Consider the following 23,121-nt stretch of genomic DNA (forward strand, 5'->3'; position numbering starts at 1 on the left):
TCTATTGTTCCATTTGCTTGCCAAGGAAACCAGCAGCTGTCTCCGACATCTTCACTTCCATCTGAGACATCTTCACCGATTCATCCTTATTGAACAGGATAACCGTTCCGATGGGGTCACCACCTGATATAATCGGCGCAATAACAAATGATGATAACGTCTCGTCATGATCTTTGCTAAGCTCATAGGAACCGTTGTTTGTTTCCAAAATGGTCTTTCTGTTTTCCATACAGCCCTCTAACAGTTGACCTACCTGCTTGTCCAAATACTCTTTTTTGGAACCACCTGCCACCGTGATGATCGTATCCCGGTCGGATATCATCGTTACATGACCCGTACTCTCATACAGGGATTCTGCATATTCTTTGGCAAAATCACCAAGTTCGCCAATTGGCGAATATTTTTTAAGGATAACTTCTCCATCACGATCCACGAAAATTTCCAGTGGATCACCTTCACGAATACGTAACGTACGGCGAATTTCTTTTGGAATGACCACACGACCAAGGTCATCTATACGGCGGACAATACCAGTAGCTTTCATTTCACATGTTGCCCCACTTTCTCGAGAAGATTTTTCAACTACTGTTCCTTAATGGGTAGAGGAAAGTCCCAGAACGTTTAGTGTGATATCTTGACCATAGTATTCATCTGTTCCCATTTCCTTATACATGCTTCGGAGAATATAGTTGTGTAACTTTCGAAGAAGGCGACCATGTACCCATACAGCCTGAATATATACAAGAAGAAGCAAGAAGGAGGTCCTAAGTCCTCCCCTTGCTTCTCTGCATGGTTGTCCATATTTACGTAGTACAAGACATATTCGGGCAGAATTAACCCTGAACGTGTGCTAACACAGCATTACTTACTGCTTGTACCTTCATCAGTAGTTGCGTCTTTGTCTGTTCCAGTCGTACCTTGGTCCGTCTTGGCATCTGTACCTTTGGAGTCATCCGTTTTTGGTTCGGTTGTTTTCTCTCCTTCAGTTCCTGTACCCGTTGTGCCCTCAGTTGTACCTTCAGTCGTGCCTTCTTCAGCTTTTTCTGTTTTTGGCAATTTAACTTCTTTTACGATTTTGTCCAATTCATTTTGCATGAACGTATCAATCTCAGCAGCTGCCAATTGGCTCTTCAGACTTTCTTTTTGCTCAGCTGTCAATTTGGTGAAGTCCGCTTCCGTACGAGCTTCCACTTTCATGATGTGGTAACCATACTCCGTCTCAACCGGATCACTGATTTTGTTCAGTGGCAATGTTTTTGCAGCTTCCTTGAATGCCTCTACCCAGCTGCCTACAGGTGTTTCTTCGTACAATCCACCTTTTTCAGCAGAACCTGGATCTTCGGAATATTCTTTTGCAATTTTAGCAAAATCAGCTCCGCCATCCAATTTCGTTTTTACTTCTTTTGCAATTTTCAATGCATCTTCTTTTTTACGCTCTTTTTGCGTTTTTGGATCTGTGAAGTTAATCAACACGTGGCGAACAGAAGCTGTTGTGAACTGATCTTTGTTTTTCTCAAACTCAGCCTTAACTGCATCTTCCGTAACGCCTGTTTCTTTGTCTTTAATAACTGTCATGATGCGAGTCATGTAGTTTTTAATGTTATCATCTGTCAGGTTCTGAGCTTTCAGCATCTCAGTCCATTGATCTGCCTGTACAGAAGCTTTCATTTTATCGAATTGCTCAGTTGCCGCTTTGGAACCTGCTGTTTTGGCTTCCTCACTTGCTTTGCCACTCAGATATTCATAAGCAACTTCCTGTTTCACCAAATACTCTTTGAAATCGTCCATATCCATCATTTGTGCATACTCCGGATAGAGGAATTTCATGACACGTTGCTCCATGTCGAATTCATTGGCTGTAATGGTACCACCATCATACGTAGCGACTACAGCACTCGTATCCGTCGATTCAGGTGTTTTTGCTTCTTCCTTCTTGCCACATGCAGCAAGCAGTGATAAGGATAGTACTGCGACCATGCTCACAGACAGTACTTTTCCTACTTTTTTATACTTTGGTAACATCTTTTAGTTCCCCCTTTGATTTAAAAGCCGTCTTCATGGACTCCAGAATTTTCTCTACCAGCTCCATCAGTTGCTTATCCCCAAGCCCCTTGCCTTTAGCGTGAATCAGCATATGGGGTCCTTGTTCAAATTGTACACGTCTTTCGAACTGATTTCCAATGTGCGCGATTTTCGAGAGTTCAAAGGCATGTTCACGCCCTTCATAAAACTTCACGGTAATGTCCTCACCACGTTGGGAAATGGACTCAATACCGTAAATTTTGCCGTATACTTTCATCCGCGCAACAGCCAGCAAGTTAATGACGGCTTCCGGAAGATCACCGAACCGGTCAACCAATTCGTCTTCCAACTCCATCGCATCGTCGAAGGATGCAATGACCGCCACTTTTTTGTAGATCTCAATCTTCTGAATACTGTCATAAATATAATCGGACGGCAAGTAGGCATCGATACTGAGATCCAGCGTTGTGTTCCACTGGTCGGAAGGTACCGGCTCTTCGCCAAGCATCGTAACTTTGCGTTTGTTGATCTCCTCTGCAAGCATCTGAGAATACAGATCGAACCCGACGGAAGCGATGAATCCATGTTGCTCTGCGCCTAGCAGATTTCCTGCACCACGGATCGACAAGTCACGCATGGCAATTTTGAATCCTGAACCCAGTTCGGTAAATTCTTTGATCGATTGCAGACGCTTCTCAGCAACTTCTGTAAGCACTTTATCCCGTTGGTACGTAAAATAGGCATACGCAATACGGTTGGAACGCCCCACACGTCCGCGCAGCTGATACAGCTGGGAGAGCCCCATTTTATCCGCATCATGTACGATTAGTGTATTTACGTTCGGAATATCTACCCCGGTCTCGATGATACTTGTGCTCACAAGCACGTCATATTCACCATCCAGGAAGTCCAGAATCGTCTTCTCCAGCTCTGTTTCCGACATCTGACCATGTCCCACACCAACCTTGGCTTCAGGCACAAGTTCAGAAATTTCGGCAGCCATCTCCTGAATTCCCTGAACACGGTTGTAGAGGTAATACACTTGCCCGCCACGAGCAAGCTCACGTTCAATGGCTTCACGAACAAGCGCCTGGCTGTGTTCAACCACATAGGTCTGTACCGGGAAACGATTCTCTGGCGGAGTCTCAATAACGGACAGATCACGCACACCCAGCATGGACATGTGAAGCGTACGCGGAATCGGGGTTGCCGTTAGCGTCAGCACGTCCACATTGGTTTTCAGCTTCTTCAGTTTCTCCTTATGGGTTACTCCGAAGCGCTGTTCTTCATCAACAATGAGCAGCCCCAGGTCCTTGAACACCAGATCCTGCGACAGCAATCGATGCGTTCCGATGACAATATCTACTGTGCCTGCCTTGATGCCTTTGGCAGTTTCATTCTGCTCTTTACGGGAGCGGAACCGGCTAAGCACATGGATGTTGAACGGATAACCGGAGAACCGCTCACGGAACGTCTCAAAATGCTGCTGTGCCAAAATCGTTGTCGGAACGAGTACAGCCACCTGTTTTCCTTCAATAGCTGCTTTGAATGCAGCCCGAATAGCCACCTCAGTTTTGCCGTAACCAACATCCCCACACAATAAACGGTCCATTGGACGGTTTTGTTCCATGTCCTTCTTGATTTCTTCGATCGCACGCACCTGATCACGTGTCTCATCGTAAGGGAACATGTCCTCAAACTCCTGTTGCTCTGCAGAATCCTTGTCGAATCCAAACCCTTTGGAGGTCTGACGCTCTGCATACAGCTTGATCAGATCATCAGCAATATCCTGTACGGATGTGCGGACTTTATTTTTAACCCGTGTCCACTCATTACCGCCCAGCTTGTATATTTTTGGTTCTTTTTCTTCGGAACCCACATATTTCTGAATCAGATCGATCTGCTCAATAGGTACAGACAGTTTGTCTCCACCGGCATAGAGAATATGCATGTAGTCCTTATGAATACCGCCAACCTCGAGGGTGCCGATTCCAAGGTACTTACCAATCCCGTGGTTCTGGTGAACGACATAATCGCCCACTTTTAGCTCGCTGTAGGATTTGATTCGTTCCGCATTGTCTACATTCCGAATCGGTTTGCGTACTTTACGCTGTTTTTGCGAGAACATCTCGCCCTCGGTCACGACAGCCAAATGAATGGACGGCATTTCAAATCCCGTTTGCAAGTTACCGATCATCATCTCTGGCTCTGGAATATCATAGTCCATCAATACCCGGCGCATTCGGTCGAGTCGTTCCTCACCGTTCGCCAGCATGAGTACTTGAACTCCGGCCTTATGCCAGCGCTCCATCTCAGCCTTCAGTACGTTCATCTGTCCATGGAAATCCTGCATGCCACGACTGATGAAGTTCAGAATGTTCTGTGGTTGGGTATGTGGAACTTGGCGCAAAAAGATCGACATAAACAGCGTCTGGAATGGACGCTCATACAAGAGTTCATCACCGTCTGCGGATAATGGAAGATCCGGAAGTGTTTTTCCGTTTTGCATCAAATGCAGGTTCCACTCCGATTCATCACGGTCCAGCTGTTTTGATGTCTCTGATAGTCTGGCAGGCTCATCAAGGACCAGCAGGGTATCTTCTGGCATATAGTCGTAAATCGTTTTGTTCTCCGGATAAAGCGGAGAAATATATTTATACATTTCGGAGAAATACACATGCTCCCGCAAAAGCTCGATCTCCCGGTGAATTTCTTCACGAAGGCGCAGCTTCGCCTGCCGGTCCGTCATTTTCTCCAGCTGTTGCTCAAGCAAAAGAGCAGCCGCATCGGCAGCCTTTTCCATCCGTTCACGATCTGCAATTAACTCCTTGCATGGCAAAACCGTAATCTCTTCAATTCGTTCAATCGAACGCTGATCGGCTGGGTCAAATGTCCGAATGGAATCGATTTCGTCATCAAATAACTCCACTCGATATGCGATCGATGAAGTAACCGGATAGAAATCGATAATACCTCCGCGTACACTCATCTCACCACGAGATTCCACGCGCTCCACACGCTCATATCCGAGCTTTACCATCTCCAGCAGGAAGGAGTCCAGTTGGAGTGTGTTACCCTGTTTAATTAAAATTCGAGCATTGGCCATCACTTCCGGAAGCGGAACATAACGTCTTACCCCGGAAAAAGGAATAACAACAACGCCCCTGAATCCCTGGGCGCAGCGGACCAACACATCAATACGCTGACCCAATGTTTCCGGGCTGGAAACAGCAGCTTCAGCAGCGACAAGTTCGTTGGCAGGATAGATTAACACCTGATCAGGTGAAAGCGCTTCCTGTAAATCTTCTGCAATTTTTTGAGCTGAAAACATATTGTGTGTTACTACGAGCAATGGTCGGTTCATTTCCTGATGCAGAGCTGCCAGCATAATCTGACGCGCCGAGCCGGATAGACCCGAAACCAATTGTTCCTTCATGCCGGACTTGATTCCGGCTGTAATGGACCCGAAGTCCGGATCTTTGGAAAAAGCCTGTATAAGTGCTTGTAACAAAAGGGGCACCTCTCTTATAACTTACTTGATTATCTCACGCATACGCGTAGTATCACTAATAAAATGGATACAAATTCCTTTTTGTCCTGTTTCATCATAAAGGATTACTCGCAACATTGCCACATCTGTTGATGTGGCGGGACCTGGTGTGGAGATAGCGGTGTATTTCATGCCAACTGAAAAGAAGCCTCAGCAGGCTGCCAAGGCTATAAAAGGTGGAGCGTTATTACGCAACCGCCCTCAACTGTCATTCGTTCCTGCTTAGCGATGTCTACTGAAGCGGACTCGCGAGCAGGCTAAGCTCTGGATTGTGCTCCAGGGCTTCCTTACAGTAATCACATGTAATCCGAACGGTAATGTCACCACCGGAATTATACGCTATTATATCCCTCCGCTCGTCGGGGGTCAAGAAATGAAAGCCGAGCTCTGCTTCCGTTATCCGGGCAGAATCGATTCGTCCGATAAAGGTACGGCAATGCCTACATACGTAATTCACTGACATGTTTATGCCTCCTGAACATGGTTTATACGTCCAGTATGTCCAGTATGGCTGAATCGAACCCGTCTTTTTGATCATTTTACCAGGTTGTTTTACAACATTATCCGTTAAACTTCGCCATTGTTTGTTCAAACGTATGAGTCAAGCTATGCTCCAGAGCATCACATGTTTGCTCAATGGTCTGATCAAGGGCTTCCTTTTCTTTCTTCATGAATGTCGACAGTACATAATCGACAATGGCATGTCCTGGTTCAGGCCGGGATATTCCCATGCGTACCCGGTTAAACTGCTGTGTACCGGTATGCTGAATGATGGACTTGATCCCATTATGCCCGCCTGCACTGCCTTGGTAACGCAATCTGACTTTGCCAATCTCTGTATCCATGTCGTCGTACACAACAATCAGATCTTCAAGACTGACTTTATAAAAATCCATATACGCCCGAACTGATTCACCAGATAAGTTCATATAAGTCATAGGTTTAATCAGCACGGTTTTCACACCGCCAATATGGCCTTCTCCAATCAGAGCCTTACATTTACTCTGTGTAACGGAGATACTATGACGATCAGCCAACCGATCGAGTGCCATAAAACCGATATTATGACGGGTTTTGGCATAGTTCGAGCCTGGATTTCCAAGTCCGACAATCCACTTCATCTTGTTCCCTCCTTCGGATTAGCCTGAGGTGAGGCATAGACTTCGAATGTTATATTTCATATAATATCAGGAAAGTAAAGTTCCGATTTACTGTAGTATTCACAGTTAATATTTTATCAACCCAGGAAGGTGAGCGGGTTTTGCGCGAAGACAACGGACAACTGACTCAACATAGCGATTTTATCTATCATCTCGAATATCACGTACCTGTACAGGTATACGACCGCGACACCCATATTGAGATTGGACTCATCACCCGTTTTGATAATCAATTTGTCGAAATTGCCGATACACTTTTTCATCGGCGGCGTTTCCGATTTATCTCCCGTCCCGGGTATTAACCATATAAGATGAACGAACCATTTTACACCGGATCACTACGCGTGTAGAAACATCTTTCGGTGTAAATGAGTAGTTCAACTTATATGGACTGATCAGGGTGTATTTTTCATTTTTAATAAAACGGCACGCCGACAGGGGTTACATTTTCCATTGAACCGGAAAACGTAACCCCTCTACTACTTTATGCAGACGTCCTTATTCAATTTCAAACAGCTTGCTGATTGACAATTCCTCATGAACCCGGATAATGGCTTCTCCGAGCAAAGGCGCTACAGACAACACTTTGAGTTTGCTTGTCGGATTAGCATGCGTAATTGGAATGGTATCCGTTACGATGACTTCCTTCAATGGTGCATTCTCCAAACGTTCCATCGCAGGTCCGGACAATACCGGGTGAGTACAGCACGCGTATACTTCTTTTACGCCGCCTTCCATCAGGGCATTCGCTCCCAGTACAATCGTTCCCGCCGTGTCAATAATGTCATCGATCAGAATGGCTGTTTTGCCCTCGATATTACCAATAATGTTCATCACTTCGCTCACATTTGGCTCAGGACGTCGTTTATCAATAATCGCCAGGGGTGCATTCAGGAAATCAGCCAGTTTACGTGCACGCACTACGCCACCGTGGTCAGGCGACACAACAACCGGATTTTCGATCTGTTTCGACCGGAAATATTGAGCCAGAATCGGCACGCCGAGCAAATGGTCAACCGGAATGTCGAAGAATCCCTGAATCTGCATTGCATGCAAGTCCATCGCGATGACACGCGTTGCACCCGCTTTTTCAATCAGGTTAGCAACCAGTTTCGCTGTAATCGGGTCACGCGAACGTGCCTTGCGATCCTGTCTTGCATAGCCGTAGTAAGGTATAACAACGTTAATCGTCTTGGCAGATGCCCGTTTGAGTGCATCAATCATCACGAGCATTTCCATCAGGTTATCATTAACCGGCAAGCAAGTGGACTGCACGATGTAAACGTGACAGCCCCGAACACTCTCGGAGAGTTTCACTTGAATCTCGCCATCACTAAAGCTGGTCGTGTGGGATTCACCCATAGGGATCCCGATATAATCAGCAATTTGATGGGCAAGCTTGGGGTTAGAATTGCAAGTAAATATTTTTAATTTCGAATCAAAATAAGTCATAAAATAAAAACCCTCCGTGCTGGTTCATTGGAATCTATAAGCGTCTGCGACATGTCGGCACCTCCCGGATCTTCGGGAGGCAATCTTGTTATCAAAACCCCTTATTGGGGTTTGGCATTTTGTTTCTTGGCTTTAGCACGTCCGCGAATCTTCTCCGCATAACCAGGTTTATTCTCCTGACGTGGACGAGCAATGGCCAGATCATTCTCGGGAACGGAATGGGTAACGGTAGAGCCAGCAACCACATATGCGCCTTTTCCTACCGTAATTGGTGCAATCAGATTGACGTTGCTACCTACGAAAGCATCATCTTCAATCGTCGTTACAGCCTTATTATAACCATCATAATTGACAGTTATTGCCCCGCATCCAACATTTACGTTTTTCCCTACTTTGGCATCCCCAATATAGCTGAGATGAGATACTTTGGAACCTTCGTCAATTGTAGCATTTTTCACTTCAACAAAGTCACCAATTTTTACGTTGCGACCCAGTTTAGTTCCTGGACGCAAATTAGCAAATGGACCAACCGTTGCATCAGAACCAACTTCGGCATTGGATAACACCGAATGTTTGATTGTAACTCCGTCCTGAATAACGCTGTCTTCCACATCTGCTTGAGGACCAATATGACATGCTTCGCCGATCGAAGTTGTACCTTTGAGAATGGTTCCCGGATACAATACTGTATCTGCTCCAATCGTAACATCCGCTCCGATATATGTCGATGACGGATCAATGATTGTAACACCGTTCAACATATGACGTACAGCGAGACGTTCACGCATGAAGGCTTCTGCTTGCGAAAGCGCCAATCGATCGTTAACCCCGATGGATTCCGCGATGTCATCCGACATGTAAGCCTCAACCACATCTCCATCATTACGCAAAATGCCGATTACGTCTGTGAGATAATATTCTCCCTGAGCATTCTGGTTCGTTACTTTATCCAGGGCAGCGAACAATTTTGCATTATCGAAGCAGTATGTGCCTGTGTTAATCTCATTCACAGCATCTTCCTGTTCGTTGCAATCCTTCTGTTCCACGATCCGCTGTACGGAACCATCTTCTCCACGTATTACTCGGCCGTAGCCTTTGGGATTGTCCAACTGAGCCGTAAGTACTGTAGCTGCTGCTCCGCGACTCTCATTGTGATTCATCAGACCTTCCAATGTCTCACGAGTCACGAGCGGTGTATCCCCACAGACCACAATTGTGGATCCTGCTTCGCCGCCAAGCAAGGATTTAACTTGCTGTACTGCATGTCCTGTGCCCAGTTGTTCCGCCTGGAGTGCATACTCCGCCTTGGAACCTAAAAATGACTGCACCGCTTCGGCACCATGGCCGACAACTACCACACTGCGTTCAACGCCTGCGCTGAGTGCTGCATCCAGCACATGTCCAACCATAGGTTTACCGCATACGGGATGCAGTACTTTGTACAATTTTGACTTCATTCGTTTGCCTTGCCCTGCGGCAAGAACAATTGCCATTCGTTTCAAAGTTAACGACCTCCTGTTCTGAAAAACCCATTGAAATGCATTGCTTATCTATATCCAATGAGTATCGTTCAGCCGGCTTCACGCCGGTCTTGTTCATCGCCTGCTGTCTCTGTAATCACACGTAACAACGCGGACACCAACGAAATGTGACCTATATGTATACGCCGTGTACCTGCGAGCTTAACCGAATCCCAATGATTCCTAAGATGCCGCCCTGCCACCAAGCGCACGATGCGCTTTTTGTTCTCTGCTAATAAACTCAATACTGAATATATCTTATTCCGATCAAAAAGAAAAGAGAGCCATAAGACATGGCTCTCTTTTCCTTCGAACCCCAATAATGTTCTCAGGCACCTTCTTCAATGACTTCTTCCTCAGTTGCAGCACGATCGTATTCAGTCAGAACTGCTGCCTGAATCTTCTCACGCGTACCGGAAGAGATCGGGTGGGCGATATCACGGAACTCTCCATCAGGAGTGCGCTTGCTCGGCATAGCAACAAACATTCCGTTGTTACCATCAATGACACGAATGTCATGAACGACGAATTCGTTATCGATGGTAATGGATGCGATAGCCTTCATTCTCCCCTCCGAGTTAACACGGCGGAGTCTGACATCCGTAATTTGCATGTGTGTGTTCACCACCTTTTTCCATCAGAACTTGGTGTATAATTCCACACGGCATATACGAACTCCTTCTTTTTATAACCATAAAAATTTCCTAATTTCAGGAATTTTTTTATTTAATACACAATTCGACAACGTTCATGCCAGGTCGATGGAAAAGACCCTTTAACGACATAACATTCGTCATCTTTCTACAGGTCAAAATAGTTGCCAGGCTTGACGGAAATCTGTCTGCTCTTGGCATCAACCGCTGTCAGCTTCGCGAGAGATACGTAATCGGTTAACAGCCGTTCTTCTGAATCTACAGAACCAGATTCCACCAGTACCCCTACCCCGGCAACTGTAGCATTAAACTCGGCCAAAAGATCGATCATTCCTTGCACCGTACCCCCAGCCTTCATGAAGTCATCCACAATAAGTACTCTGGAATGCTCACGCATCGCCCTACGCGAGAGGGACATGGTATGCAGACTTTTATGGGACCCGGATACATAATTGATACTTACGGCCGATCCTTCTGTAGCCTGATGGTCCCTGCGTACAAGCACGACAGGCAGGTTGAGCTGGGCTCCGGTCGCATAAGCCAGTGGAATTCCTTTGGTTTCTACCGTCATAACCACATCAATATTCATATTGCCAAAGGCAGTTGCAAAGATCTTGCCGGCTTCATTCATCAATGCGGGCTGACCAAGCAAGTCGGACATGTACAGGTATTCTCCAGGCAAGATCCGATCAGGTTGCGCGAGCTGGGTCGAGAGCCGTTCCGCAAATGCAAGTGCCAGTTCTCGGGATACCTTCGGAATCCACCTTACTCCCCCGGCTGCTCCAGCCAGTGTATGCAGTTCTCCTGAGCCACCTTCTTCGAACACTTCCTTGATAATCGCCAAATCTTCACTAATTGAAGACTTTGCGGCACCATAGCGTTCGGCAAATGTGGTGAGCGGAATAACCGTATGCGGTCTGGACAATAAATATTGCGTCATTTCAACCAGCCTTGCGCTTCGTTTTAACTTCTTCACAGAGATCCATCCTCACGATCACGGAAACATCCAAATCCGAATAATTATTTAAAAATATACCACCTTTATACGTGTTTGTACATTATAAAAGCGAATTTCATGTCAACATACGTACAGCGTACACTTCTTTACAGAAACCACGCAGGCCATTGTATATCCGGGCAACCTTGGATTCTTTGGAGACCAGTCCAAATACCGTTGGACCACTACCGGACATCAACACACCGTCTGCGCCCAACCGAATCATGGCATCCTTCAGATGCTGAACTTCCGGATACAGCTTCAACGTTACATCTTCAAGCACATTGCCCATCTGGTCACAGACTTCCGTAAAGGATTGGTTGCGAATTGCCTGTTCCATTTTAGCAGCACTCGGATGACGAACAATCTTGTCACTGCGGAACCGTCCGTATACATCGGCTGTAGACACATTGATTGGAGGCTTGGCCAGAATTACCCAGCATTGCGGCGGATTAGGAATGGGAGTCAACTTCTCACCACGGCCTGTAGCGAGTGCAGTCCCTCCTGTGATACAGAATGGAACATCCGAACCGAGTTCAGCTCCAAGCTCCTGCAGTTCGTGATCCGGTATATTCAATCGCCACAGACGGTTCAATCCACGCAGAGCTGCTGCTGCATCACTGCTGCCTCCGGCAAGGCCGGCTGCAACTGGAATCTTTTTATCCAGATGAATATGGACGCCCGTACGCACGTTATAGCGCTCCTTAATCAGTCTGGCTGCCTGGAAAGCCAGATTCTTCTCGTCCAGCGGGATATAACCCGCCTGACTGGAGATGAAAATGGTATCTCGCGGCAGCTCCGACATTTCCAGCCGATCAGCAAGATCGACCATGGTCATGATCATTTCAACTTCATGGAATCCATCGCTTCTTTTATGTAAAACGTCCAGCATCAAATTAATTTTAGCAGGCGCTTTTTCGTAAATTTTCAAGGCGTTCACCCGTCCTCACCTTTTCCCTAAGACAACTTAACATATTATATCAAAATGGGGCTGTCAAGTCATTTCTATTCCGCATCTAAGGGGAAAAAGCGGGGTTGTCCCTGACGGATTTCCCCACTTTTCAATCTGCTTGAACCGGATTAAGATTTGCGGGCAGCCTGTTCAGCAAGTTGAATGGCTCTTTTCACCATGTTTCCTGCATCCTTGGCTTTGATTCCACCCCAACCTTCCTGTTGGACCGTATCATAGAAGCCCAGGTCTTTCGCGAGCTCATTCTTCAGATCCTCGGACATGACACTTCTTCTTCTGCGACTCATGAACCATCCTCCTCCAAAGTATCCATCATAATGTGATGAGTTCATTCACGTTTTGGACATATTGCCATCAGGCCAAATGAAGTTTCCTGTATTGCTTAAGAAACTGTCCTTTCACTTGTACATATAGTATGCCGCGACCGTTCCTCACTCATTCCTGCGTATGTATGGGTTACTTTAGAAGATAAATGGTTGATTTGATTTTCTAGACATAAAAAAGCGATCCACCCAAGGGGCGAATCGCCTGTACAACGATACTTACGTCTCCATATAGGAGCTATGCGTCTGGCTGCCCGGGTCAAAAACCATGACTTCCACCGATTCCGTAAGTATATCCGCATAACTATAAGATACTCGCTTGAAGGTTTCTTGCTCTTCATCAAGCTTAACAATAAAAACAGAAGGGTACGTTTCTTCCAATACACCCGTACGCTCAATGGTCTTACGGCGGCCACCATTAGCCCGCAGCATAATTTTCTGACCAATATGTGCATCGAGATTGCGTTTGATATCCAACAGCGTGTTTTTAGCCATTGTCGACGACCACCTCTTTTCTTGTCCATTATACCGGATTTTACAGTCATTGTCAAATCAAAACTAATTATTATATCAGCATCAAAAAGTTGTTGTCAATGAATTTTTTTGCAAACAAAAAAAGCCCCAAATTGGGACTTTAAATGGCCTACATCAGACTGCCGACGGGTTCACTTTTAGCGTAGATAAATCATTCAGCCCCGGCAGGCCTACCCGGTAGCTCCCCCGTGTCTCGACACCACCCACTCCTTGGCTACCACTGATCGTATTGTGCAGCACATCATTCATGTTGACCGTTTCCCGTACCGATGTGAAGGAAGCCTTGGCTGCCACGTAGACCGGGTCAAGTGCATGAATGAGGATTCTGCCTGGAGAACTGGCAAAGTTCGCTCCAGCGCGCAGCAGTGCCTCAAAATGGGACTGACAGGCCCCTGCCACAATAGTGAGTGCATCCAGATGACGTTCATATTGTCTGGCCACCTGAATGGCCGCCACAAAATTTTGCGAGTTCTTATAACTACCAAGACTATATAAGTCATAGGGCTGACGTGTCTTTAACACCCCATCATGACCCGTAATGACCACGATATCTGGACGTACTTTGGGTAATAAACGGTATAAGGTATCTGCCATTGCCGATTCATGAACGTATTGTCCCTCTGCGGGAACACGAAGTTGCTCATAGAGATCCATACTTTTTTTCAAATAGTTCGGATCACCATCCAGATGAAGCACCTTTCCCGGCATTTCAAAATAAGCCGGCTCCTGTTGAGCAGACCAGTCCTGTACCAGACCTTCACGATTCCGCTCAGCCTGTTCCATACGAATCTGTTGCAGGCGGGAAAGGGTCTGATGTGCTTTAATATGCGCCTGTCTGGTCTTGGCGCTTTGCGGTTCGTAGGGAACCTGTATCAAATCGTCCACTGGGGAATCGGCAAGCAGCCGGAACTCAGTCCCTTTAATGACCGCAGCATCCAACTGAAGGCCTTCCACCCGAAAAGTCACATCGCCGCCGTATGACTTCCGAACGACCAAGTCTCCGATATTCATCAACGTAATCACCTCTACCCCATCGTATGGGCAGAGACCCGGTTTGGTTCATTCGAATTTTATAATGCTGCGCGTACCCCTGCTTCCCACATTACGGTGCTGAGTGTAGCATACTCCTGCAGACTTAACGTCTCTCCGCGTCGGGACGGCTGGATACCTGCCTGCTCCAGCAGAATGTCTGCCTGTTCCCGGTTCTCCTTTGTGAAGAAACGTGCCTTCAGGTTGTTCGAGATTGTTTTTCTCCGCTGGGCAAAAGAAGCCTGTACCACTTCGAAGTAGTGTGCTTCATCGGGAATCTCAACTGGTGGTTGCTCACGCACCTTCAGCTTAATAACAGCTGATTCCACATTAGGTTGGGGAATGAAGACCGTCGGCGGCACAATACACACAAGCTCAGGAATACTATAGTACTGGACTGCGATGCTCAGACTGCCGTAGTCTTTCGATCCCGGTGCAGCAGCCATGCGTTCAGCCACTTCTTTTTGGATCATGACAACAATGCTGTCCACTGGCAGCTTCTCTTCCAACAGTTTCATCATAATTGGAGTCGTTACATAATAAGGCAGGTTAGCCACAACACTGACTTTGTCCACCGATGCAAAATCGCTTTGGAACAGTTCAGCCAGATCAAGCTTCAGCACATCACCATGATGCACACGTACATTCGGATAAGGCTGCATCACTTCTCCGAGAATGGGAATCAAGCGCTGATCAATCTCTACGGCTGTGACAGGGCCAGCTACCCGGGCCAATCGTTCCGTAAGGGCTCCAATTCCCGGTCCGATCTCTAACGCACCCTTGGACTCGTCCAAGTCGGCTGCATTCACAATTTTGTTCAGTATATTTTGATCGATCAAAAAGTTCTGACCTAGACTTTTCTTAAATGAGAATCCGTGTCTTTGAATAATTTCTTTGGTTCGCTTGGGCGTTGCAATTTCTATCGTCTCTTCCATATCCTTCATATGCTCACAATCCTTCACGTTCAATTTGCGCTAATGCTGTAGAGAACTCTTCCCGTGTAATCTGAAATACACCGAGACGTTTGTGGAACTGCTTACCGTTACAATATCCGATTCCCAGCAGATTGCCCATCTCCATGCGACGTGCAGCAGCCTGCGGATGCACAATAAGTCCTGCCGCGATCAGGTCCTCCCAATCGATCAGGCTAGGAGCGCCTTCGTATGAAGTATGTACGCGTGCCAGAGCATGACGGATCGCCTCCGGTGAGGCATTCTCCACCCCAATATCCCCTTTGCGTGTGGCATCGGCTTCCGGAATGAAAGCATGTTTGCAGCCAGGCACCTTATTCGCAATGATTTTACGAATGCGTTCGCCGGCATGATCCGGATCTGTCAGTACAATGACTCCCCGTCTCTCCTGAGCAAGCGCAATCCGCTTCAGAATGCGTTGGTTGATGGCTGATCCACCTGTTTCTATGGTATCGGCTTCCACGGCCCGACGGATGGCTACCGTATCATCACGGCCTTCTACCACAATGACTTCTTTTATCATGTTCCATTTCTTCCTTTCTAACGCAAAAAGAAGAGGAATATCCTCTTCTCTGCCAAACGGCGGGGGAGACTGAATTCAGACCCCTCCGCCGCATATTCCGCATGAATCATTCATGCAACTATTTTATAGCATTCCCATTTCAAAGTAAAACGATTTTAGTTCGCTTCCGGCTTCACCGGACCGATCACGTAGACCGTCTTGCCTTTCTTGCGTCCAAAATTCAGGGCATGCTTCACACTGTCATAATATACGTCAATTTTGTTGCCTTTAATGGCGCCGCCTGTATCTTCCGCACGACGGAATCCCAGACCTTCGATATATACCCACCAGCCAATTGGAATGACTTTGGGATCAACCGCGATGGTGCGCCCTTCCGTTACACGAGTACCGGAAGCTGTTTTAGTTCCAATGCCAGGCTCTTCGGAAGAGTAGGCAGTCATGGATACATTCTTAAGTACTTTGGAGTATTTAAAAGAAGTCCCGGATACGGTAATCACTTTGCTGCCCGAGGCAGATGTTTTCTTCGAGTTCGTTGTTGTAGCCTTCTTCGTCGTTGAAGTTTGAGCTGATACGGTCTGAATCTCTGGTTTTTTCACAACAGGTTTTGCTTTGGTGCCGACAGCAATCACTTTATCTACACGATTATTCGCGACAGATTTGCCGACCATTTTTTTGGAGACCAATTCTCCATCCTGAAATACCTTTTCGATGTGCTGTACAAGTGTGCCTTCTTTGCCGTTCACAACGACACGGTTATCCCCTTTGTACAAGCTAGGGTCAGCCGTTTTAATGACTTTGTAAGCGATTGGCTGCTCTACATCCACTGTACGCTTTGTTACGCGCACTACACGGATCTTCATATCTGCTTTGATCGCAGTTCCAAGCGCCGGATACACCTTATCATTACTTTCAACTTGAATACCTGATTTTTGAATTGCATCTTCTACGGATGAATCCGTTGTATACAGAGTCTTGGTGTCTCCGTCTGCCGTAATGTTAACTGGAACGGCCCGCTCAATAACGATTCGGTCTCCATCAGTAATCGCCCCGTTCATGGACATGGATACCTTGTCGTGAGGGCTGACTGTGATCGACTGCTCCTCCAGCATTTCCTGAAGCATTCCTGTACGAGTCTCTACCACCTGAGCTTTGCCATCAATAACCAGTGAAATTTGTTTCCCGGCCTGACCGTAAACGACTAACAAGATCATGATTGTAAGCGCAATTGAGAAAATCGCGATCAATGCCATTTGACGCATGTTCTCATGCTTCCACCGCAACGCGAAAGACTTACTGGATGATCGTGACTCATGGGTCTCTTCTGGTTGGAATGTGCCCACTTCTCCGTCCTCCTTCATAGCCTCGCCGTCTAAAGTAACGCATGATGTCTTTGACGTGACTATACCAAATTTTCTACAGAACACAGATCGGACCAACTGATCGGTTCTGCACCATGAATCAATCTTCGCAACATGATGTCATCCTCCTGAATACCTACCGTATGATGACAACATTTCTTTTATTCAAAACAAAAAAGCCAAAGAAAGAGTGTAAGAGGAACTCTTTCGTGGCTTCCGAATGATTTTGAATATCGGAAATTCATGCACGAGGTTGCCTCTCTTTTTCCGCTTGCGAGGTTAGCTGTCGGGTTCGGGCGAAAGAGAGCCGCCCTATCTTAGGTCACCCGCTCATGGCGGACGCCCTTGAATTCACCCCGAGACCCAAAGAAGAAATCAAATACGGCTTCGCAGTTCTCTTCGCTGCTTTTGGGTCAGCGAACGTTGCGCATCGGCCAAATACACCGATGTTTAAGCCCTATTGGTTCCCCCGCTCTCCGTTAACGGAGACTCAGCGAGACTGATTCATGAAAGTAATGTTGTTTCATCGGAAAGTGTCCCTTTGTTCATCCCCCGAACATCTGTCCAATTTTCCGCACAACAATTCACTGAAAAGATGATATCCTGTTTTGATGCATGTTGTAAAGCGTTGATCAAGTACGTTTTTCTGAATATTTGGTTAAAATATTGTAATATTCTTGATTTATTTGGATCAAAGGGCAAATTAACTCCGCTTACCTGCCTTTTTCACCTCATTTGCTCGTTTTTTTAACGAATTCCAAATCGTTCCATGGCATTTTTGGTGGTTATTGCAGCAATTTCCTCCACCGAAATGCCTTTAATTTCCGCAGCTGCCTCTGCAACCAGACGTACATGCGCTGTCTCATTTCGTTTCCCACGATAAGGGTGAGGTGTCAAATACGGAGCATCGGTTTCAATGAAAAATCGGTCCATTGGAACCTTCGCCAGCACCTCTTTGGGTTGCTTTGCGTTTTTGAATGTAATCGGTCCTCCGAAGGAGAGATGGAAACCCATATCGAGACAACTTTTCGCTGTTTCCCAGCTGCCCGAGAACGAATGCATCACACCACCAACTTCACTCGCCTTCTCTTCACGCAAAATTCTTATGATATCCTCATGTGCATCCCGATTATGGATGACAATCGGCATGTTCACTTCACGCGCCAAGGCAATTTGTTGTCGTAATACGCGATGCTGTATTTCCTTCGGTGAAGTATCCCAGTGATAATCCAATCCAATCTCACCGATCGCCACCACTTTTTCATGCTTGCATAAAGATGCAATCCACTCCAAATCTCCCTCCTGCATTGTGATCGCATCTACGGGATGCCAACCTACAGCTGCATAGATAAAGTCATACGTTTCAGCGAGTTTCATTGTGGTTGGAATTGTCTCCCGGTTAAAGCCAATATTGATCATGCGACCAACTCCTGCATCCACAGCACGCTGAATCATGTCCTCGCGGTCCTCGTCGAATTGTGGTGCATCCAGATGTGTATGTGTGTCGAACAGCATCATGTCTGTATCTCCCTTCATGTCGAAATAACGACTATCTTCTTTTGAAAATTTAATTTGGTGAAATTCAAATTTTTCAATGACTCATACATAAAACATTTTGGGCAATCTGTATATTACATCATTACGTTTGTTTCTTCACAACTACAATATATAGAAGATATAAGGATATTCTGATCTACATATTGCTGATTGTGCTAACTTTGCCTGCTTTCATTTACAGAATTATGTCGATCTACATATACTCCCCATTAAAGCAGATTACTGTATCATGAAAAATAGCTCTTTTTGAAAGTCTTTTGATATCTAAATTCTTCATTGGATTATACCCACACGATTACAAGAAATAGGGGCGTATATGTGACGGTAATTCATGAATAATCGCATCCACCTTGTTTTGCGGGTAATACAAATGATGTTTCCCCCGGTGAAGCCCGCTGATGGAACGGACAATGTCAGATACTTCTGACAACTCACGTAAATTGTCCTGTCGATCCAGAAGAAGAATCTGCTTATCCGTGGATTCATCCGGACGAAACACATCATACGGATTATCGGAAGGAAAATCAATTTCAAGATCATATTCGGGATCAAGGCCTGCCTGTACAAAAGCTTCCCGAATCTCTTCTATTATTGTCAAGTCGACCTGTTCAAGCTCTACATACTTATATAACTTGCGATCCATAAAACGTTCGCATAACTCACTCAGAACAGTATCGTCCTCCTTTCGCCACTGTGTAAATGCCGTCTGAATTAATGCTTCATCCAACTGCAAATATTCATCTACGGATAATTCTCCTGCAAATAATTGAGGGAGTGGATCAATCATGAAGCGAAATTGAAAATCATGCTGTATGAGTGTTTTTGCTCGCTTGAATATTTGCCGCAATAGAATTTCAGAACTACGAGTTACCGGATGGAAATAAATCTGCCAATACATCTGATACCTAGACATGAGGTAATCCTCCACAGCATGCATGCCTGACTCCTTGACTACAATTCGTCCATGATAGGGACGCAGCATCCGAAGGATGCGATCAAGGTCAATCGTGCCGTAATTTACACCTGTAAAATAAGCATCCCTAAGCAAATAGTCCATTCGGTCTGCATCAAGCGGGCTGGTCACCAAGTTCACCACAATCGGCTTTTCGTACGTTTTTTGAATGACAGATGCCACTTTCTCAGGAAAATCAGGAGCATACCGTCTTAAGATCGCCCCTACTTCGGTATCACCTGTAATAATGCGACAAGTCCAATCTTCGTGATTCATATCAAAAGCTTCCTCGATGGAGTGGGAGAATGGACCATGCCCGAGATCATGAAGCAGAGCTGCACACAGAGCTACAATCTTTTCTTCCTTCGGCCAGTCTGAATAATGACTTCTTTCAAATTGAGAAATGATCTTCCGTGTAATTTCATAAACACCTAGTGAATGTGAGAACCGGCTATGCTCTGCTCCGTGAAAAGTAAGGTAAGAAGTACCGAGTTGGCGAATCCGGCGTAAACGCTGAAATTCCGGGGTGTTAATTAACTGCCATATAACCGGATCTTGCACGTGGATATAATTATGTACCGGATCTTTGAATACTTTCTCTTCCGTTAGTCGTTGTTCCATGTCGATTCACTCCTTTAATTTCTTTTATATTAACGCTTTGAACTCCACGATTCACCTAAGATTCGACACGTTATGACGAACTTTGTCGAATAACGTAATTTTGTCGTTTTCCAAATCGACAAACTTGGCATTGTTGTTTAAATGCGAAAAAAGGCTGCCAATCCCTTACCACCAGTAACCTTGTGAAAAACAGCCTTAATTTTAAGCTAATTTTAAGGTTGACTGTTTTGGGAATCGTTGGTATGATGAGTATCATAAAACATAAAATAATGTCGAATAATGACAATGATAGTTAGCTGAGAGGAGCACTGATTATAATGATGAAATCAACAGGTATTGTAAGAAAAGTGGACGAACTGGGACGGGTAGTTATTCCAATCGAATTGCGCCGTACGCTCGGTATTGGTGAAAAAGATGCTCTGGAAATCTATGTTGACGGCGAGCGCATCATGTTGAAAAAATATGAGCCTGCTTGTATCTTCTGTGGTAATGCAGAGAACGTTACTTACTTCAAAGGTAAAATTGTTTGTAACGAATGTATTTCCGAAATCCCTGCACCTGTGACAAAATAAGAAAAACCAGGTATACTGGACTTATCTAAATTGTTATTTCTAACCTTTTTAATATTCCTTAATAGCCTTCCCGGTGTGAACCCCACCGCGGAAGGTATTTTTTTGCCCTGTTATGGGTTCTATTACCCAAAAACTACATGAATGTTGAATATAAGGTTCTTTTCAGGTTATGTTCCCCATAACAGAAGATATTGGATTAGATTGGCTACTCGATTAACGCATTATATACATCCCGCTTCGTCAGACCACGATCCGTTGCCGTTTTTTTCATCGCATCTTTGCGGTTATGTCCTTCACCCTCATAATGGCTGACATGATCCGCAAGTGACATCAGCTGCCACCATGCTTCGCGCTCAGCCTTACGCTCCTCTTCCTTAATACCTTCCACCAGCAAACAGTACTCGCCAAGAGGTGGATGCTCTTCAAGCCAGTCTATGCATTCCTTCACAGTACCCCTCGCAAATTCCTCATGACGCTTGGTTAGTTCACGAGCCAGGACAATGGAGCGATCACCCAGAATTTCTTCGAGGTGGACTAATGTTTTCCGAATACGGTGAGGTGATTCATAAAATAACAAAGTCCCGTTGGATTCGTCAAAAGCCTCCAGCACTTTTCGCATGTCCTTTTTCTCCCGCGGCAAAAAACCGCCGAATGTAAAACGCTCCGTCGGTAATCCGGACACGATCAGAGCAGACAATGCAGCATTGGGTCCAGGGATGGGAATGACCGTTATTCCGGCTTCCAGTGCAAGCTGTACAAGGTCGGATCCCGGGTCTGAAATGGCTGGCAGACCAGCATCACTGACGAGTGCCAAATTTTTTCCTTCTATTATATAGCGTATCAGTTCAGGTCCACTTGCCCCCTTGTTATGCTCATGATAACTAAACAGCATCGAAGGTGTAATTTCAAAATGAGTGAGCAGCTTCCGGGTCTGTCGTGTGTCTTCTGCTGCAATGATGTCACAACTCTGCAATGTCTTGATGGCTCGGAAGGTCATATCCTCCAGATTACCAATGGGTGTTCCAACCAGATACAGCTTGCCTGATCCTTCAAGCTGCTCCGCATAGCTTTTCTGAATATGCACAGTCATCTATAGTCCTCCTTTCGTAGTACGCTCAGCATGTTGCTGGCCATAGTAAATATCCATAATCTCTTCGCAGTATTTCCCCTCTTCATTGTAGACAATGAGTGGAGGAAGCATCCTTACTTCCGGTTTACCATCTTTCATGCCTTCAATTAATACCATGTTGGCTTCCAGATGAGCACGGGGATGTACCATCCGAATTCGTTTCGGCTCCAGCTTATACTCACGCATGAGCGAGATAATCTCTGCAAGTCGCTGTGGACGATGAACCATCGATACTTTTCCGCCATTACGTACAAGTCGACTGCAAGCCTGGATCACTTCTTCCAAGGTACACCCGATCTCATGACGTGCCATTGCCTGATGTGTGTTCATTTTGAGGTCACTGCCATTCAGGGGCATATAAGGGGGGTTTACCGTTATTGCATCGTATACAGCATGTCCCGTTTCTTTCACCAATTCTCGCAAATCACCTTCACGAATCATAATCGATTCGTCCAGTGCATTTAATTGAACGCTGCGACGAGCCATATCCGCCAAACGAGGCTGAATTTCGATTCCCTCCAGACTAGCCTGCGTACGCGTTGTAAGCAAAATGGGAACTACCCCGTTACCTGTACACAAATCAAGTACACGACCACGTTTAGGTACAGAAGCAAATCGGGCTAACAATACCGCATCCATCGAAAAACTGAACACTTCATCACTTTGAATGATTCTTAAATCATGAGAGAGCAGATCATCAATCCGCTCTGACTCATGCAATACGACTTCATTTGCTTTCATATGGTACGCTCATCCTCCGGTACTCTATATCTCATGCTTGTTAAGTTTAAGTTTGTAACCTTGAAAAAAAACCGTAGGGGATCCCTACGGTCACTTCATTTATTCAAAAAAGACAGGCAGAACAGACAATCGCCTTCCGTCCGCAGATGTCCATAATAGACATTGCAGATATGGAAGCCTTCGTGATACAACCGAGCCAGGTTATCATACCCTTCACCCACAACGTCTTCACCTGTAGCCGGACCTGCTGGTCTTGCTACGGGAGCGAGTGCTGAGGAGATTGGCAGATCTGCCGGAGCCTCACGTTTGAGCAATTTGCGTAATTGCTCATTCTCGATGGTAAGCCGCTGATTATCCTCAAGCAGCTCCTTCACAATCATTTTTAACTCTCCTAAATCACCGTGCAACTGACCCAGTTGGGTTTCCATTTCATGAATGTGCGTAAACAGATTTTTCTTTTCCAAGTTTCCACCCCGAAGCAACCTTT

General features: G+C 45.8%; 24 protein-coding genes and 1 riboswitch. Of the genes, 2 read left to right on the top strand and 22 right to left on the bottom strand.

Translation table 11 applies throughout. The annotated features are described in order from the left end of the window. Position 1: 1 nt before the first annotated feature. The 5 genes from spoVT to pth form a co-directional block, all read right to left on the bottom strand. The gene (gene spoVT / locus MKY73_RS29535; protein WP_036606123.1) at positions 2-544 is read right to left on the bottom strand and encodes a stage V sporulation protein T; all 543 of its coding nucleotides are present in this window, start codon (positions 542-544) and stop codon (positions 2-4) included. A gap of 317 nt (positions 545-861) precedes the next feature. Next, the gene (locus tag MKY73_RS29540) at positions 862-2,022 is read right to left on the bottom strand and encodes a peptidylprolyl isomerase (protein ID WP_339304977.1); all 1,161 of its coding nucleotides are present in this window, start codon (positions 2,020-2,022) and stop codon (positions 862-864) included. After that, the gene (gene mfd, locus MKY73_RS29545; protein ID WP_339304979.1) at positions 2,006-5,533 is read right to left on the bottom strand and encodes a transcription-repair coupling factor; all 3,528 of its coding nucleotides are present in this window, start codon (positions 5,531-5,533) and stop codon (positions 2,006-2,008) included. Before mfd ends, MKY73_RS29540 begins: the two co-directional genes overlap by 17 nt. A 271-nt stretch (positions 5,534-5,804) precedes the next feature. Further along, positions 5,805-6,035, bottom strand: coding sequence for an anti-sigma-F factor Fin family protein (locus MKY73_RS29550; protein ID WP_253428884.1), 231 nt, complete (start codon positions 6,033-6,035; stop codon positions 5,805-5,807). Between the two features lie 97 nt (positions 6,036-6,132). Then, complete coding sequence (gene pth, locus MKY73_RS29555; RefSeq protein ID WP_339304980.1) at positions 6,133-6,693, bottom strand: aminoacyl-tRNA hydrolase; 561 nt, start codon at positions 6,691-6,693, stop codon at positions 6,133-6,135. A 140-nt stretch (positions 6,694-6,833) separates the two neighbouring features. On the opposite strand from pth, the gene MKY73_RS29560 reads away from it, so the two are divergent. Next, positions 6,834-7,034, top strand: a complete 201-nt coding sequence (locus MKY73_RS29560; protein WP_024633712.1) for a hypothetical protein — start codon at positions 6,834-6,836, stop codon at positions 7,032-7,034. 196 nt (positions 7,035-7,230) lie between these two features. Here MKY73_RS29560 and MKY73_RS29565 read toward each other — a convergent pair whose 3' ends face one another. From MKY73_RS29565 to MKY73_RS29630, 14 genes are all read right to left on the bottom strand, one after another. Then, complete coding sequence (locus MKY73_RS29565; protein ID WP_017691370.1) at positions 7,231-8,184, bottom strand: ribose-phosphate diphosphokinase; 954 nt, start codon at positions 8,182-8,184, stop codon at positions 7,231-7,233. A gap of 101 nt (positions 8,185-8,285) precedes the next feature. Next, complete coding sequence (gene glmU / locus MKY73_RS29570; protein WP_301289664.1) at positions 8,286-9,686, bottom strand: bifunctional UDP-N-acetylglucosamine diphosphorylase/glucosamine-1-phosphate N-acetyltransferase GlmU; 1,401 nt, start codon at positions 9,684-9,686, stop codon at positions 8,286-8,288. A gap of 68 nt (positions 9,687-9,754) precedes the next feature. Further along, positions 9,755-9,949: a hypothetical protein gene (locus MKY73_RS29575; protein ID WP_339238927.1), complete on the bottom strand. Its 195-nt coding sequence runs from the start codon at positions 9,947-9,949 to the stop codon at positions 9,755-9,757. Between the two features lie 83 nt (positions 9,950-10,032). Continuing rightward, positions 10,033-10,317: a septation regulator SpoVG gene (gene spoVG / locus MKY73_RS29580; protein ID WP_017691372.1), complete on the bottom strand. Its 285-nt coding sequence runs from the start codon at positions 10,315-10,317 to the stop codon at positions 10,033-10,035. Between the two features lie 188 nt (positions 10,318-10,505). Continuing rightward, on the bottom strand, positions 10,506-11,333 hold the full coding sequence (purR, locus tag MKY73_RS29585) for a pur operon repressor (protein ID WP_017691373.1): 828 nt from the start codon (positions 11,331-11,333) through the stop codon (positions 10,506-10,508). Positions 11,334-11,430: 97 nt separating this feature from the next. Further along, on the bottom strand, positions 11,431-12,285 hold the full coding sequence (gene ispE / locus MKY73_RS29590; RefSeq protein ID WP_026081373.1) for a 4-(cytidine 5'-diphospho)-2-C-methyl-D-erythritol kinase: 855 nt from the start codon (positions 12,283-12,285) through the stop codon (positions 11,431-11,433). 149 nt (positions 12,286-12,434) lie between these two features. Then, positions 12,435-12,611 (bottom strand): small, acid-soluble spore protein, alpha/beta type, encoded by a 177-nt coding sequence (locus tag MKY73_RS29595; RefSeq protein ID WP_017691375.1) that lies wholly within the window; start codon positions 12,609-12,611, stop codon positions 12,435-12,437. 255 nt (positions 12,612-12,866) lie between these two features. Then, the gene (locus tag MKY73_RS29600) at positions 12,867-13,142 is read right to left on the bottom strand and encodes a Veg family protein (protein WP_053778931.1); all 276 of its coding nucleotides are present in this window, start codon (positions 13,140-13,142) and stop codon (positions 12,867-12,869) included. Positions 13,143-13,295: 153 nt separating this feature from the next. Beyond that, complete coding sequence (gene yabG / locus MKY73_RS29605; RefSeq protein WP_339238925.1) at positions 13,296-14,192, bottom strand: sporulation peptidase YabG; 897 nt, start codon at positions 14,190-14,192, stop codon at positions 13,296-13,298. Between the two features lie 59 nt (positions 14,193-14,251). Beyond that, on the bottom strand, positions 14,252-15,154 hold the full coding sequence (rsmA, locus tag MKY73_RS29610; RefSeq protein ID WP_339238924.1) for a 16S rRNA (adenine(1518)-N(6)/adenine(1519)-N(6))-dimethyltransferase RsmA: 903 nt from the start codon (positions 15,152-15,154) through the stop codon (positions 14,252-14,254). Between the two features lie 4 nt (positions 15,155-15,158). Then, positions 15,159-15,704, bottom strand: a complete 546-nt coding sequence (rnmV, locus tag MKY73_RS29615) for a ribonuclease M5 (RefSeq protein WP_150364162.1) — start codon at positions 15,702-15,704, stop codon at positions 15,159-15,161. A 155-nt stretch (positions 15,705-15,859) separates the two neighbouring features. Further along, positions 15,860-17,044, bottom strand: a complete 1,185-nt coding sequence (locus tag MKY73_RS29620; protein WP_339258163.1) for a ubiquitin-like domain-containing protein — start codon at positions 17,042-17,044, stop codon at positions 15,860-15,862. Between the two features lie 270 nt (positions 17,045-17,314). Continuing rightward, positions 17,315-17,568: riboswitch (cyclic di-AMP (ydaO/yuaA leader) on the bottom strand. A 241-nt stretch (positions 17,569-17,809) separates the two neighbouring features. Continuing rightward, entirely contained in the window at positions 17,810-18,580 is a 771-nt protein-coding gene (locus MKY73_RS29625; protein WP_339238920.1) for a TatD family hydrolase, read from the bottom strand. A gap of 334 nt (positions 18,581-18,914) precedes the next feature. Beyond that, positions 18,915-20,192 (bottom strand): HD domain-containing protein, encoded by a 1,278-nt coding sequence (locus tag MKY73_RS29630; RefSeq protein ID WP_339238919.1) that lies wholly within the window; start codon positions 20,190-20,192, stop codon positions 18,915-18,917. 317 nt (positions 20,193-20,509) lie between these two features. On the opposite strand from MKY73_RS29630, the gene MKY73_RS29635 reads away from it, so the two are divergent. Next, entirely contained in the window at positions 20,510-20,764 is a 255-nt protein-coding gene (locus MKY73_RS29635; protein WP_024633700.1) for an AbrB/MazE/SpoVT family DNA-binding domain-containing protein, read from the top strand. Positions 20,765-20,969: 205 nt separating this feature from the next. On the opposite strand, the gene rsmI is transcribed toward MKY73_RS29635, so the two are convergent. The 3 genes from rsmI to yabA all read right to left on the bottom strand — a co-directional run bounded on the left by rsmI (position 20,970) and on the right by yabA (position 23,098). Beyond that, positions 20,970-21,854: a 16S rRNA (cytidine(1402)-2'-O)-methyltransferase gene (rsmI, locus tag MKY73_RS29640; RefSeq protein WP_339304982.1), complete on the bottom strand. Its 885-nt coding sequence runs from the start codon at positions 21,852-21,854 to the stop codon at positions 20,970-20,972. Then, complete coding sequence (locus MKY73_RS29645) at positions 21,855-22,634, bottom strand: tRNA1(Val) (adenine(37)-N6)-methyltransferase (protein WP_074092913.1); 780 nt, start codon at positions 22,632-22,634, stop codon at positions 21,855-21,857. A 95-nt stretch (positions 22,635-22,729) separates the two neighbouring features. Beyond that, complete coding sequence (gene yabA / locus MKY73_RS29650; protein ID WP_017691386.1) at positions 22,730-23,098, bottom strand: DNA replication initiation control protein YabA; 369 nt, start codon at positions 23,096-23,098, stop codon at positions 22,730-22,732. Positions 23,099-23,121: the final 23 nt, after the last annotated feature.

Source organism: Paenibacillus sp. FSL R5-0519, from assembly GCF_037974275.1.
Taxonomy (GTDB): Bacteria; Bacillota; Bacilli; order Paenibacillales; family Paenibacillaceae; genus Paenibacillus.

Excerpts from the sequence above, each read along its gene's own strand:
- spoVT (WP_036606123.1), bottom strand. The coding sequence starts at position 544 with ATGAAAGCTACTGGTATTGTCCGCCGTATAGATGACCTTGGTCGTGTG.
- MKY73_RS29540 (WP_339304977.1), bottom strand. The coding sequence starts at position 2,022 with ATGTTACCAAAGTATAAAAAAGTAGGAAAAGTACTGTCTGTGAGCATG.
- MKY73_RS29550 (WP_253428884.1), bottom strand. The coding sequence starts at position 6,035 with ATGTCAGTGAATTACGTATGTAGGCATTGCCGTACCTTTATCGGACGA.
- pth (WP_339304980.1), bottom strand. The coding sequence starts at position 6,693 with ATGAAGTGGATTGTCGGACTTGGAAATCCAGGCTCGAACTATGCCAAA.
- MKY73_RS29565 (WP_017691370.1), bottom strand. The coding sequence starts at position 8,184 with ATGACTTATTTTGATTCGAAATTAAAAATATTTACTTGCAATTCTAAC.
- spoVG (WP_017691372.1), bottom strand. The coding sequence starts at position 10,317 with ATGCAAATTACGGATGTCAGACTCCGCCGTGTTAACTCGGAGGGGAGA.
- MKY73_RS29595 (WP_017691375.1), bottom strand. The coding sequence starts at position 12,611 with ATGAGTCGCAGAAGAAGAAGTGTCATGTCCGAGGATCTGAAGAATGAG.
- MKY73_RS29600 (WP_053778931.1), bottom strand. The coding sequence starts at position 13,142 with ATGGCTAAAAACACGCTGTTGGATATCAAACGCAATCTCGATGCACAT.
- yabG (WP_339238925.1), bottom strand. The coding sequence starts at position 14,192 with ATGAATATCGGAGACTTGGTCGTTCGGAAGTCATACGGCGGCGATGTG.
- rsmA (WP_339238924.1), bottom strand. The coding sequence starts at position 15,154 with ATGAAGGATATGGAAGAGACGATAGAAATTGCAACGCCCAAGCGAACC.
- rnmV (WP_150364162.1), bottom strand. The coding sequence starts at position 15,704 with ATGATAAAAGAAGTCATTGTGGTAGAAGGCCGTGATGATACGGTAGCC.
- MKY73_RS29625 (WP_339238920.1), bottom strand. The coding sequence starts at position 18,580 with ATGATGCTGTTCGACACACATACACATCTGGATGCACCACAATTCGAC.
- MKY73_RS29630 (WP_339238919.1), bottom strand. The coding sequence starts at position 20,192 with ATGGAACAACGACTAACGGAAGAGAAAGTATTCAAAGATCCGGTACAT.
- MKY73_RS29635 (WP_024633700.1), top strand. The coding sequence starts at position 20,510 with ATGATGAAATCAACAGGTATTGTAAGAAAAGTGGACGAACTGGGACGG.
- rsmI (WP_339304982.1), bottom strand. The coding sequence starts at position 21,854 with ATGACTGTGCATATTCAGAAAAGCTATGCGGAGCAGCTTGAAGGATCA.
- MKY73_RS29645 (WP_074092913.1), bottom strand. The coding sequence starts at position 22,634 with ATGAAAGCAAATGAAGTCGTATTGCATGAGTCAGAGCGGATTGATGAT.